Consider the following 13,011-nt stretch of genomic DNA (forward strand, 5'->3'; position numbering starts at 1 on the left):
GAGGCCGCGCGCGGCCGCGCGGCCGAGGTGGTGCCCGCCGGTCCGCGCCCGGCCACCACGCGCACGGACGCGACGCAGATCCTCGGCGCGCTGCCGATCCCCGTGGTCATGCTGGATGCCGACAACCGGTTCCTGTTCGTCAATCACGCCGCCGAGCAGTTCCTGTCGATGTCGGCCTCGCAGCTTGCGCTGCACCGGCTCGGCGACCTGCTGCCGGAGGACAACCCGATCTTCCTGCTGCTGAGCCAGGTGCGGCAGGGCGACGTGACGGTGACCGACCACGACCTCGCGCTCGAAAGCCCGCGGCTCGACAAGCACGGCATCACCGTGCACGGCACGCCGGTCGCCGACCTGCCGGGTGCCGTGCTGCTGACGCTGCAGGACGCGTCCGGCGTGCGCGCGCTCGACCGGCAGCTGTCGTTCCGCAGCGCGGCGCGCAGCGTGACCGGCATGGCCGCGATCCTGGCGCATGAGGTGAAGAACCCCCTGTCGGGCATACGCGGCGCGGCGCAGCTGCTGGAGACCAGCACCAGCGAGGCGGACCGCGAGCTGTGCGTGCTGATCCGCGACGAGGCCGACCGCATCCGCGCCCTCGTGGACCGCATGGAGATCTTCAGCGAGAAGCCGATCGATCGCGGCGCGGTGAACATCCACCGCGTGCTCGAACATGTCCGCCGCCTCGCCCAAAGTGGCTTCGCGGCGCATATCCGGTTCACCGAGCTGTACGACCCGTCGCTGCCGCCCGTGTGGGGCAACCGCGACCAGCTCGTACAGGTGCTGCTCAACCTGGTGAAGAACGCGGCGGAGGCGATCACCGACGACGGCAACCAGAACGGCGAGATCGTGCTGTCCACCGCCTATCAGCACGGCATGCGCCTGACGGTGCCGGGCAGCCGGGCGCGGCTCGACCTGCCGCTGCTGGTGATGGTGCGCGACAACGGCCCGGGCATCCCCGACGATCTGCGGCTGCACCTGTTCGAGCCGTTTGTGACGTCGAAAAGCTCCGGCTCCGGGCTCGGGCTCGCGCTAGTCGCCAAGATCGTCGGCGACCATGGCGGCCTGATCGAGCTGAACAGCCGGCCCGGGCGGACGGAGTTCCGTCTGCATCTGCCGGTCATCAGCGACGGTGACGGCGATGGCGGCTACTGAGTGCGCGGCGCGCGTGTGCCGGTTTTGTGAATGGATCGCCCGATGACCCCCCCGACCGTGCTGGTTGCCGACGACGACCGCTCCATCCGCACCGTGCTGACGCAGGCACTGGGCCGCTCCGGCTATCAGGTGCGCAGCACCGGTAACGCCGCGACGCTCTGGCGATGGGTGGAGGACGGCGAGGGCGACCTCGTCATCACCGACGTGGTGATGCCCGACGAGAACGGGCTCGACCTGATCCCGCGCATCAAGCGTGTCCGCCCCGACCTGCGCGTCGTCGTGATGAGCGCGCAATCGACCCTGATGACGGCGGTGAAGGCGGCGCAGCGCGGCGCGTTCGAATACCTGCCGAAGCCGTTCGACCTGAAGGAGCTGCTGTCGGTCGTCGGCCGCGCCCTCGCGCAGCCCGCGCCGCCGTTGCCGGACGCGCCGGAGGCGCCGCGCGACGCCGACGAGCGGCTGCCGCTGATCGGCCGCAGCCCGGCGATGCAGGAGATCTACCGCACCATCGCGCGGCTGACGACGGCGGACCTGACCGTGATGATCACCGGCGAGAGCGGCACCGGCAAGGAGCTGGTCGCCCGCGCGCTGCACGATTACGGCAAGCGGCGCGGCGGGCAGTTCGTCGCCATCAACATGGCGGCGATCCCGCGCGAGCTGATCGAAAGCGAGCTGTTCGGCCACGAGCGCGGCGCCTTCACCGGCGCCACCAACCGCAACCAGGGCCGTTTCGAGCAGGCCAACGGCGGCACGCTGTTCCTCGACGAAATCGGCGACATGCCGCCCGAGGCGCAGACCCGGCTGCTGCGCGTGCTGCAGGAAGGCGAGTTCCCCACCGTCGGCGGCCGGCAGCCGATCCGCGCCAACGTGCGCATCATCGCCGCGACCCACCGCGACCTGCGCGCCGCCATCCGCAACGGGCAGTTCCGCGAGGATCTGTTCTATCGCCTCAACGTCGTGCCGATCCGCCTGCCGCCGCTGCGCGAGCGGGCCGACGACATCCCCGACCTCGCGCGGCATTTCCTCGACCGCGCCCGCGTCGACGGGCTGCCGGCAAAGGCGCTCGACCAGTCGGCGATCGACCGGCTGCGCGCCCATCGCTGGTCGGGCAACGTGCGCGAGCTGGAGAACCTGATGCGGCGCCTGGCGGCGCTCTATCCGCAGGAGACGATCACCGGCGACGTGATCGGCGCCGAGCTGGCCGAGGCCGCGCCGCTGGTGGAGACGCCCGCCGCGATCGGGCCGGAGCCGCTGGCCCGCGCGGTGGAGCGGCATATCCGCACCTTCCTGTCCGCCCATGACGACGGGCTGACGCCGTCCGACATCTATGACCGGGTGATCGCCGAGGTGGAACGGCCGCTGATCCAGATGACGCTCGCGGCGACGCGGGGCAACCAGATCAAGGCGGCGGCGATGCTCGGCCTCAACCGCAACACGCTGCGCAAGAAGATACGCGACCTCGATATCTCGGTCGTGAGGGGAATCGCCTGATCGCCCGCACGCCCGAGCGGGACCGCAGACCGGAAGGGAACGCGACATGGACGTGACGCCGCCGCCCGCCCCGCCCGGCACGCCGGAGCCGGGTGCGGCCGTGCCCACGCCGGCCGCCCCCGCCCAGGTCCCTGTCGCACCCCCCGCCGCGACGCCGCGCCGCTGGCGGCTGCTGACGCGCATCCTCGACGCGCTGATGGGCAAGGTGGTGACGATCGGCCTCGCCGTCGTCGCCCTCGGTCTCGGCATCAGCACCTTCGTCGTGCTGGCGCGCGGCACCCCGTTCGGCCTGCGCCCCGGCGTCGATGTCGGCATGGTGCTGGCCAATCTTTCGGTCCTCCTGATCCTCGGCGCCCTGCTGGCCGGGCGGCTGACGCGCGTCTGGGTGGAGCGCCGTCGCGGTTCGGCGGGCGCGCGGCTGCATGTGCGGCTCGTGCTGCTGTTCGGCGGCATCGCGGTGACGCCCACCATCGTCGTCGCGACCTTCGCCGTCGCCTTCTTCCACCTCGGCATCCAGAGCTGGTTCAACGATCCGGTGCGCGAGGCGCTGCGCGAAAGCCTGGAGGCGTCGCGCGGCTATCTGCAGGAACACCGCAACGCGATCCGGGCGGTGGCGCTGGAGATGGCCAACGATCTCAATCACGGCGGCAACTTCCTCGCCATCGACCCCGACGAGATCGCCCGCGAACTGGCCGCGCAGACCGCGCTGCGCGGCCTGACGGAGGCGGTGATCTACGAGCCGGTGACCGGGCAGGTGCTGGCGCGCGCCGGGCTGTTCGCCGGCCTCGGCATCGACGCGCCGCCCGACTGGGCGACGGAGCGGGCGCGGGCGGGCGAGGTGGTGGTGCTGAACGGCGACGACGGCACGCGCGTGCGGGCGGTCGTCAAGGTCACGTCCAATCCCGACCTGATGCTGCTGGTCGGGCGGCCCGTCGATCCGCAGGTGCTGCAGCACATCACCAAGACCGAGGCCGCGGTCGCCGCCTATCACCGCATGGACGAGAACCGATCGTGGCTGCAGATCGCCTTTGCCTGGATCTTCGCGCTGGTGGCGCTGCTGGTGCTGTGCGCGGCCGTGCTGGTGGGCCTCGTGCTCGCCAATCAGATCGCCCGCCCGATCGGCCGGCTGATCCAGGCGGCCGAGCGGGTGCGCGGCGGCGATCTCGCGGTGCGGGTGCCGGAAGTCGCGCCGCATGACGAGATCGCCGGCCTGTCGCGCGCCTTCAACCGCATGACCAACCAGCTCGCCGCGCAGCGGACGGAGCTCATGGACGCCTACAGCCAGATCGACGAGCGGCGGCGCTTCACCGAGATGGTGCTGTCGGGCGTGTCGGCGGGGGTGGTCGGGCTGGACGCGCAGGGACGGATCGAGCTGCCGAACCGGGCGGCCAGCGAGCTGCTGGGCGCCGATCTGTGGAGCGTGCTCGGGCAGGAATTGCCCGCCGTCGTGCCGGAGTTCGCCGGCCTGCTGCGCGAGGCGCGCGAGGGCAGCGACCGCGCGCGGGCCGCGGGCATGGTCGCGGAAATCGCCCTCGGCCCGCCCACGCACCGCCGCACCCTGCTGGTGCGCATCGGCGCGGAGATGAAGTCGGGCCGCGTCGACGGCTATGTCGTCACCTTCGACGACATCACGGAACTGCAGGCGGCGCAGCGCAAGGCCGCCTGGGCCGATGTCGCGCGGCGCATCGCGCACGAGATCAAGAACCCGCTGACGCCCATCCAGCTTTCCGCCGAGCGGCTGAAGCGGCGCTTCGCGAAGGAGATCACGTCCGATCCCGACACGTTCCGCCAGTGCGCCGACACCATCGTCCGGCATGTCGGCGATATCGGCCGCATGGTGGACGAGTTCTCCCGCTTCGCCCGCATGCCGACACCGCAGATGCGGCCCGAGGATGTCGGGCGGATCGCGCGCGAGGTGTTCGTGCTGCGCCGCACCGCGCGGCCCGATCTTGATTTCGCGGCCGACATCCCCGAACAGGGTCCGGTGGTGGCCTGCGACGGGCGGCTGCTGCGGGAAGCCTTGACGAATCTGCTCCAGAACGCCGAGGACGCGGTGGCAATGGCCACCGGTCACGGTGCCCGTCGCATCACCCTCGGCGTACGGACGGAGGCGGACGGCGTCCGCCTGTCCGTGACCGATGACGGAATCGGCCTGCCGGAGCAGGATCGCGAAAAGCTCACGGAACCCTACGTGACGCACAAGCCGAAAGGGACCGGTCTTGGTTTGGCGATCGTGAAGAAGATCATGGAGGACCACGGCGGCACCGTCACGCTCGACGACCGCCCCGACGCGCGCGGCACCACGGCCGTGCTGTTTCTGCCCGCGAGGATGCCGGATGGCGCATGAGATCCTGATCGTCGATGACGAGCCCGACATCAGGCTGCTGATCGACGGAATCCTCCGCGACGAGGGCTACGAGACGCGGCAGGCGGCGGACAGCGATGCGGCCATCGCCGCGTTCCGCGCGCGCCGCCCGTCGCTCGTCGTGCTCGACGTGTGGCTGCAGGGCTCCAAGCTCGACGGTCTCGGCATCCTGCGCGCGCTGCACGGCGAGGAGCCGCAGGTGCCGGTGGTGATGATCTCCGGCCACGGCACGATCGAAATGGCGGTGGCCGCGATCCAGCACGGCGCCTATGACTTCCTCGAAAAACCGTTCAAGTCCGACCGGTTGCTGCTGGTGATGCGCCGCGCGCTGGAGGCGGCGCGACTCGCGCGCGAGAACCAGGAACTGCGCCTGCGCGCCGGGCCGGAGACGGAGCTGACCGGCAGCAGTGCCGTGATTGGCACCCTGCGCGCGAGCATCGAGCGCGTGGCGCCCACCGGATCGCGCGTGCTGATCGCCGGCCCCGCCGGATCGGGCAAGGAGGTGGCGGCGCGGACGATCCACGCGAAGTCGCGCCGCGCCGAGGGGCCGTTCGTCGTGCTCAACTGCGCGACGCTCGCGCCCCACCGCTTCGAGGAGGAGCTGTTCGGGGTCGAGGCCGGCACCGATCCGACCACCCAGCCGCGCCGCGCCGGCGTGCTGGAGCGCGCCCATGGCGGCACCTTGCTGCTCGACGAAGTCTCCGACATGCCGCTCGAGACGCAGGGCAAGATCGTGCGCGCGTTGCAGGATCAGACCTTCGAACGCCTCGGCGGCTCGTCGCGCGTGAAGGTGGACGTGCGCGTGCTCGCGACGACCAACCGCGACCTGCAGGCGGAGATCGGCAACGGCCGTTTCCGCGAGGATCTCTATTACCGCCTCGCCGTGGTGCCGCTGCGCGTGCCGGCGCTGCGCGAGCGGCGGGAGGACGTGCCGGCGCTGGCGCAGTATTTCATCGTCCGCTCCGCCGAATCCTCCGGCATCCCCGCGCGCGACCTGTCGGCCGACGCGCTGGCGGCGCTGCAGGCCTATGACTGGCCCGGCAACGTGCGGCAGCTGCGCAACCTGATGGACTGGCTGCTGATCATGGCGCCGGGTGCGGCCGCCGATCCGATCCGCGCCGACATGCTGCCGCCGGAGATCGGGTCGAACGCGCCCGCGCTGCTGTCGATCGACCCGACCGCCGACATCATGGGCCTGCCGCTGCGCGACGCGCGCGACCTGTTCGAGACGCAGTACCTGCAGGCGCAGCTGCTGCGTTTCGGCGGCAACATCAGCCGCACGGCGCAGTTCGTCGGCATGGAGCGCAGCGCCCTGCATCGCAAACTCAAACAGCTTGGCGTCAATTCCGACGAGCGCGTCGGCAGCTAGACCACCGCCGTTCCCGCCGAGTTCTTCGCCCGCCGACTTTCCTGAGAGCAACCGACCGCATGAGCCGGATCGCCTATGTCAAAGGCCGCTACGTCGCGCAGCGGCACGCCTCCGTCAGCATCGAGGACCGCGGGCTGCAATTCGCCGACAGCGTGTATGAAGTCGTGCCCCTGCTGCATGGCCGCGCGGTGGATGAGGACGGGCATCTCGGCCGGCTCGACCGCTCGCTCGCGGCGCTCGGCATCGCGCTGCCGCTGACGCGCGCGGCGCTGCGCTGCGTGCTGCGCGAGGTGGCGGCCCGCAACCGGGTCGTCAACGGCATCCTGTACCTCCAGGTCACGCGCGGCACGGCGCGGCGGGAGCATCATTTTCCGGCCGCGATCGGCGACGCCACCCTGATCGTCACGGCGCGCGCGCTGCCGCCGCCCGGCGATGTCGCCGCCGCCGCCGTGCGGGCGATCACGCGGCCCGACGAGCGCTGGGCGCGCTGCGACATCAAGAGCACCGGCCTGCTCGCGAACGTGCTCGCGCGTCAGGCGGCGCGTAGCGCGGGTGCCTACGAGGCGATCCTGATCGGGCGCGACGGCATCGTGACGGAAGGGGCGGCGACGACGGTGTGGGTCGTCGATCGCGACGGCCGTCTGCGCACGCGCCATCTGGATGCGTCCGTGCTCGCCGGCTGCACGCGCGCGATGCTGGTCGCCGTGCTCGCTCGCGCGGACATCGCCTTTGTCGAGCAGGGCGTGACACTCGACGAGCTGCGCGCGGCGCGCGAGGTGTTCCTCACCAGCGCGTCCAGCTACGTCAAGCCGGTGATCGCGATCGACGGCCGGCCGGTCGGCGACGGCACGCCGGGGCCGCTGACGCGGCAGCTGCATGCGCTGCTGCTGCGCGAGGTCGGCGCCGCGTGATGCAGCGCCCCGCCGCGATCCTGTTCGACTGGGACAACACGCTGGTCGACGCGTGGGGCGGCGTCACCGCCGCGCTCAACGCCGCGCTCGCGGCATTCGGGCATCCGACCTGGACCGAGGCGGAGGTGCGGGCGCGCGTGCGGGTGTCGCTGCGCGACAGCTTCCCCGGCATGTTCGGCCCCGAATGGACGCGGGCGCGCGACATTTTCTATGAAACGCTCGCCGCCACCCATCTCGCGCATGTCCGCCCGATGCCCGGCATCGCGTCAGTACTGGACGCTGCCGGCGCGTATCCGTGCGCGGTGGTTTCAAACAAGACCGGCCCGTATCTGCGCGCGGAGGTTGCGCATCTGGACTGGGCGGGCCGGTTCGGCGCGGTGATCGGCGCCGGCGACGCGGCGGCGGACAAGCCGGACGCGGCGCCGCTGCGCATGGCGCTCGATGCAATCGGGATCGGACCGGGTGAAACCGTCTGGTATGTGGGCGATACCGCGCTCGACATGCAGGCGGCGCGCGCCGCGGGCGCGGTCGCGGTGCTGCTCGGCGACGCGGCGCATGACGGCGGGGTGGCGGCGGCGGCGCCCGATCTGCACATGCAGGACGCGGCTGCGCTCGCCGCGGCACTGCGCGCGCTTGCCTCCGGTCCGGTGGCTGCTACAGTCCACGATGCCTAACCCGGCTGCTGCGACGCCACGCACGCGACGGGCAAGGGACCGGCGCGACCCGCCGGCCCTTCAGGAGCAGATGAACGAAAAGAACAAAGGACCCTGCCGTGGCGAATGAAAAGGCACAGAATGTTCAGGACGTCTTCCTAAATCATGTGCGGAAGAACAAGACGCCGGTAACGGTCTTCCTGGTGAACGGGGTCAAGCTGCAGGGCATCATCACCTGGTTCGACAATTTCTCCGTCCTGCTCCGGCGCGACGGCCATACGCAGCTTGTCTATAAGCATGCGATCAGCACGGTGATGCCCGGCGCGCCGATCCAGCTGTTCGACCCGGCGGCGGCGGCACCCGCGCGCGAGACCACCCCACGGGAGACGGCCGCTGCCGACGGTGACTGAGGAGCCAGGACGGGCCGCCAGGGGGGCCGCGCCGCAGGCCGGCCCTACCCGCGCCGCCGTCATCCTGCCCTGGGAACGACCCGACGGCACGGCCGATGCCACCCGTGCCGCTGACGCGCGGCTGAGCGAGGCGATCGGACTGGCGGCCTCCATCGGCCTGATCATCGTCCACAGCGCGATCGTGCCGCTGCGCGGCCGCCGCCCCGCCACCTTGCTCGGCTCCGGGCAGGTGGAGGCGCAGCACCGCGAGCTGGAGACGGCGGAGGTGACGGTCACCATCGTGGACGCCGCCCTCAGCCCCGTGCAGCAGCGCAACCTCGAACGCGCCTGGGGCTGCAAGGTGATCGACCGCACCGGCCTGATCCTCGACATCTTTGGCGAGCGGGCGGCGACGCGCGAGGGCACGCTGCAGGTCGAACTGGCGCATCTCGAATATCAGCGCTCGCGCCTGGTGCGGTCCTGGACCCACCTAGAACGCCAGCGCGGCGGCTTCGGCTTCCTCGGCGGCCCCGGCGAGACGCAGATCGAGGCGGACCGCCGGCTGATCGGCGACCGGATCGTGCGGCTGAAGAAAGAGCTGGAACAGGTGCGCCGCACCCGCGGCCTGCACCGCAGCGCCCGCCGCCGGGTGCCGTTTCCGGTGGTCGCCCTCGTCGGCTACACCAATGCCGGCAAGTCCACGCTGTTCAATGCCCTGACCGGGGCGGAGGTGACGGCGCGCGACCAGCTGTTCGCGACGCTCGATCCGACCATGCGCGGCCTGCGCCTGCCGTCGGGGCGGCGGGCGATCCTGTCCGACACCGTGGGCTTCATCAGCGAGCTGCCGACCGAACTCGTCGCCGCCTTCCGCGCGACGCTGGAGGAAGTGGCGGAGGCCGACGTGATCCTGCATGTCCGCGACGCCGCCCACCCCGACACGCAGGGGCAGCGGGCGGATGTCATCGCCGTCCTCGACGGCCTCGCGGCCGAGGGCACGCTGGACGCCGACTGGCCCGACCGCACGATCGAGGTGCTGAACAAGGCGGACCTGCTCGGCGGCGTGGCGGAGGTGCCGCTGCGCCTCGGCGGCGTGGGCGACAGCGCGGTCGCCGTCTCCGCCATCACGGGCGAGGGGCTGGAGGCGCTGCGCGACGCGGTGGACGGGCGCATCGCGGCGGGGATGGAGGTCGCGTCCTATGACATCCCGCCCGAGGACGGCGCGCGGCTCGCCTGGCTGTACCGGCACGGCGAGGTGGTGACGCGGTCCGACCACAGCGACGCGATCCGCCTGACGGTCCGGCTGCTGCCGGCCGACCGGGCCCGGTTCGAGCGCCCGGACGCCCTGGCCGAGTGATCACCCACGACGAGTTGCAGGCGCTGGCGGCGCTGCTGCGCCATGCCGCGCGGACCGAGGTGCTGCCGCGCTTCGGCCGGCTGTCGGCGGACGAGGTGCGCGCCAAATCCGGGCCGCTCGATCTCGTAACCGTCGCCGACGAGGCGGCGGAGCGGGTGATCACCGCCGGGCTGCGCGCGCGCTTCCCCGACGCCCTGATCGTGGGGGAGGAGGCGGCGTCGGCCGATCCGGGCCTGCTCGACCGCCTCGGCGACGCGCCGCTCGCCTTCGTCGTCGATCCGATCGACGGCACCTATAACTACCAAGCCGGCGTGCCGGTCTTCGCCGTGATGGCGGCGGCGATCGAGGGCGGCCGCGTCACCGCCGCCGCGATCCTCGACCCGACCTCCGACTGCGCCGCCTGCGCGCTGGCGGGGCAGGGGGCCTGGCTGCAGGGCGCGGACGGCCGGCGTGCGCTGCGCGTCGCGACACCCGCGCCGGTCGCCGCCATGAGCGGCATGCCGTCGTGGCAGTTCATGACGGAGCCGCGGCGCAGCACCGTGCTTGCCAACCTGCCGCGCTTCGCCGCCACCTGGAACTATCGCTGCGCCGGCCACGAGTACCGGCTCGCGGCGGGCGGGCATTGTCACTTCCTGTTGTACAACAAGCTGCTGCCCTGGGATCACGCGCCCGGCTGGCTGCTCCATCGCGAGGCCGGCGGCCACGCTGCGCGGCTCGACGGCAGTCCCTATACGCCGGCCCACACGACCGGCGGCCTGCTGTGCGCGCCCGACGCGGCGTCCTGGGCGGCGATCCGGGAGGCCCTGCTCCCCGGCGGGACCTGATCCGGCGGCTCCGCGTCCCTGTTGCCGGGCCGGGTGGCGGCGTGACAGGCTGCATCCGTCACGCGCGGCCATGGACCGCCCCGGTCGGCCGCCTCCCGCTGCGGGTATCATGCAAGACCGTCACGTGCTGTCCAACGCCTACCTCACCGTCACCGTGAAGGCCGACGGAGCGGAGCTGTGCTCGCTGATCGACGCCGCCGATCAGGAGCTGCTGTGGCAGGCCGGCCCGGCCTGGCCGCGCCACGCGCCCGTCTTGTTTCCGATCGTCGGCGCGCTCGCGGGCGACACGCTGCGCCATGCGGGCCACGCCTACCCGATGGGTCGGCACGGCTTCGCCCGCGACCGCCGCTTCGCGTGGCTCGAACGCACCGCACTCGCCTGCCGCCTGGTGCTGCACGACGACGCGCAGACGCGGGCGCATTATCCGTGGCCGTTCCGCCTGGAACTCGCCTACGTGCTCGACGACGACGCGCTCAGTGTCCGCACCACGATCACCAACACGGGGCGGGAGGTGCTGCCCGCCTCCTCCGGCGCGCATCCGGCGTTTCAGTGGCCGATCGGCGACGACGTGCCGGCGGACGCGCATACCCTGGAGTTCGACCAGCCGGAGCCCGCGCCGATCCGCCGCCTCGACGCCGCCGGGCTGCTGCGCCCCGCGCCGGTGGCGAGCCCGATCGAGGGGCGCGTCCTGCGCCTCGACCGGTCGCTGTTCGCCGATGACGCGATCATCCTCGACGCGCCGGCCAGCACCTCGGTCCGCTACGGCGCGCCCGGCACGCCCACGATCGAGGTGTCGTGGGAGGGCTACCGGCAGCTCGGCCTGTGGACCAAGCCCGATGCCGGCGCCGATTTCCTATGTATCGAGCCGTGGCACGGCTATGCGAGCCCCGAGGGGTTCGACGGCGAGTTCACCGAGAAGCCGGGCCTGATGCTGATCCCGCCGGGCGAGAAGCGCAGCATGAGCTACCGCATACGGGTCGTCTAAAGCCCGAGCGCGCCGCGCAAGCCGGCGGGCCACGCGGCGACGGCGAGGCCGTGGCGGCTGAACAGGGCGAGCGTCAGGCGTTCCAGGCCGAAGCCCACGCACGCCGTATGCGCCACGGTCCCGTCCGCCTGCGTCAGATCCCAGATCGACGCGAAGTGATCGAGGTGGCAGTTGAAGCTCATGCACGCCGTCGGCCGCGCGTCGGGGCCGATCGGGATCACCAGCTCCATCTTCAGCTTGCGGTCCACCTGCGCGTCTGCCAGTCGCGCGCCCAGCCGACCGAAGAACGGATCATGTGCCACCGCCAGTTCGCCCGGCAGATCGAGATCGCGCAGCAGCCCCGCCGACCGCTCCATCCACAGATCGCGGAACGCCAGCGCCCGACCGGCGTCGCCCAGATAAATATACTCACGCATGCGGAATGATTGCAGCCGCGCCGTCTCCGCCGAAGGTTCGTGACGAAAACACTCGCCCAGCACGTCGATCACGCAGCCGCCGGCGGGCAGCGGACCGCGTGCGGCGAGAGCGGGGTACACCGGATAGCAGGCCGCGGGGGTCAGCACGCTGCGCGTCATCGTCAGTTCGCAGCTGCAATCCTCGCCGCGCAGCAGCTTGCCGACATAGCGCTGATGGTCGTCGTCGTCGCCGTCGAAGCTGAACACGTGGCCGCCGAGCTGCGGAAACGCGGCGGCGTAGCGGTTCCGCTCCGCCACCGTCCGGTTCAGCAGCGGCGGGAAACGCAGCACCTCTGCCCCGTCCGCCGCACCCATCCGGCCCGCGTACGCGTTGCAGCCCGCCAGCACCGTCTCGAACGCCGCGCTGTGGCCATAGACGCCCTCGACGCCCGTCTCGATCAGCAGCCCCGCGTGCAGCAACCGCTCGCGCAGCGTCTGGGCGGGCACGGCGTCGGCCCGCAACATAGTGGCCGGGCGGCCTGCGGCGGGAGCCACGTGCCGGCCGCTGAGCGGATTGCTGTGCACGCTACACCCCAGCACCAACGAGTGACCAAGCGAGCGGGGCCGCACGGTCGCTACGGAACCACGCCGAAACACTGATACAGAATGTGACAAACGTATTAGGCAGAAATTACTGCGTCAATCGCGATTCCGCTCAGTCAGCGACAGTGGGTTGACGATCGTATGCGGTCTCGCTTTCCTTGATCGCGTCCCACGCCCGATCCATGGTCGCGAGGTCCGTCTCCGGCAGTGTCCGTCCCTCCGCCGCGAGCGCGCGCTCCATCGCGTCGAAGCGCCGCGTGAACTTGCCGCTCGCCGCCTGCAGGCAGGCCTCGGGATCGAGGCCGAGCTTGCGCCCGAGATTGGCCAGCACGAACAGCATGTCGCCGAGTTCGTCCGCCAGCCGCGCGGGGTCCGCATCCGCCAGCTCCGCCCGCAGCTCCGCCGTCTCCTCGTCGAGTTTGTCGAGCACCGACGCCGCGTCCGGCCAGTCGAAGCCAACGCGCGCCGCCCGCGCCGTCAGCTTCGCCGCGCGCGTCAGGGCGGGCAGGGCGGACGGCACGCC

Annotated in this window: 12 protein-coding genes; 10 read left to right on the plus strand and 2 right to left on the minus strand. The window is 71.7% G+C overall.

From position 1 onward, the window contains the following. The first annotated feature begins 27 nt into the window (after positions 1 to 27). The 10 genes from B8460_RS00825 to B8460_RS00870 all read left to right on the plus strand — a co-directional run bounded on the left by B8460_RS00825 (position 28) and on the right by B8460_RS00870 (position 11,490). Complete coding sequence (locus B8460_RS00825; protein WP_373855588.1) at positions 28 to 1,149, plus strand: two-component system sensor histidine kinase NtrB; 1,122 nt, start codon at positions 28 to 30, stop codon at positions 1,147 to 1,149. Positions 1,150 to 1,191: 42 nt separating this feature from the next. After that, positions 1,192 to 2,640, plus strand: coding sequence for a nitrogen regulation protein NR(I) (gene ntrC, locus B8460_RS00830; protein ID WP_048859669.1), 1,449 nt, complete (start codon positions 1,192 to 1,194; stop codon positions 2,638 to 2,640). A gap of 196 nt (positions 2,641 to 2,836) precedes the next feature. Beyond that, a complete protein-coding gene (locus tag B8460_RS00835; RefSeq protein ID WP_241771055.1) occupies positions 2,837 to 4,987 on the plus strand; it encodes a sensor histidine kinase NtrY-like in 2,151 nt (716 codons plus the stop codon). Further along, positions 4,977 to 6,374, plus strand: a complete 1,398-nt coding sequence (gene ntrX, locus B8460_RS00840; RefSeq protein ID WP_048859670.1) for a nitrogen assimilation response regulator NtrX — start codon at positions 4,977 to 4,979, stop codon at positions 6,372 to 6,374. Before B8460_RS00835 ends, ntrX begins: the two co-directional genes overlap by 11 nt. 59 nt (positions 6,375 to 6,433) lie before the next feature. After that, a complete protein-coding gene (locus tag B8460_RS00845; RefSeq protein ID WP_048859671.1) occupies positions 6,434 to 7,285 on the plus strand; it encodes a D-amino-acid transaminase in 852 nt (283 codons plus the stop codon). Further along, on the plus strand, positions 7,285 to 7,959 hold the full coding sequence (locus B8460_RS00850) for an HAD family hydrolase (protein WP_048859672.1): 675 nt from the start codon (positions 7,285 to 7,287) through the stop codon (positions 7,957 to 7,959). The genes B8460_RS00845 and B8460_RS00850 overlap by 1 nt, the downstream gene beginning before the upstream one ends. A 98-nt stretch (positions 7,960 to 8,057) precedes the next feature. Then, complete coding sequence (gene hfq / locus B8460_RS00855) at positions 8,058 to 8,348, plus strand: RNA chaperone Hfq (protein ID WP_048859673.1); 291 nt, start codon at positions 8,058 to 8,060, stop codon at positions 8,346 to 8,348. Next, complete coding sequence (hflX, locus tag B8460_RS00860; protein ID WP_048859674.1) at positions 8,341 to 9,681, plus strand: GTPase HflX; 1,341 nt, start codon at positions 8,341 to 8,343, stop codon at positions 9,679 to 9,681. Before hfq ends, hflX begins: the two co-directional genes overlap by 8 nt. After that, a complete protein-coding gene (locus B8460_RS00865; protein ID WP_048859675.1) occupies positions 9,678 to 10,505 on the plus strand; it encodes an inositol monophosphatase family protein in 828 nt (275 codons plus the stop codon). The genes hflX and B8460_RS00865 overlap by 4 nt, the downstream gene beginning before the upstream one ends. 109 nt (positions 10,506 to 10,614) lie before the next feature. Continuing rightward, positions 10,615 to 11,490, plus strand: coding sequence for an aldose 1-epimerase family protein (locus B8460_RS00870; RefSeq protein ID WP_048859676.1), 876 nt, complete (start codon positions 10,615 to 10,617; stop codon positions 11,488 to 11,490). Here the strand turns inward: B8460_RS00870 and B8460_RS00875 are convergent. Together B8460_RS00875 and B8460_RS00880 are read right to left on the minus strand one after the other, a co-directional pair. Continuing rightward, positions 11,487 to 12,392, minus strand: coding sequence for an amino acid--[acyl-carrier-protein] ligase (locus tag B8460_RS00875; RefSeq protein WP_241771054.1), 906 nt, complete (start codon positions 12,390 to 12,392; stop codon positions 11,487 to 11,489). The genes B8460_RS00870 and B8460_RS00875 overlap by 4 nt on opposite strands. A gap of 208 nt (positions 12,393 to 12,600) precedes the next feature. Further along, the coding region (locus B8460_RS00880; RefSeq protein WP_048859680.1) for a MazG nucleotide pyrophosphohydrolase domain-containing protein at positions 12,601 to 13,011 on the minus strand (411 nt) is incomplete at its 5' end.

Origin of the sequence: Acidisphaera rubrifaciens HS-AP3, assembly GCF_000964365.1 — a bacterium.
In the GTDB taxonomy this organism is placed as follows: domain Bacteria; phylum Pseudomonadota; class Alphaproteobacteria; order Acetobacterales; family Acetobacteraceae; genus Acidisphaera; species Acidisphaera rubrifaciens.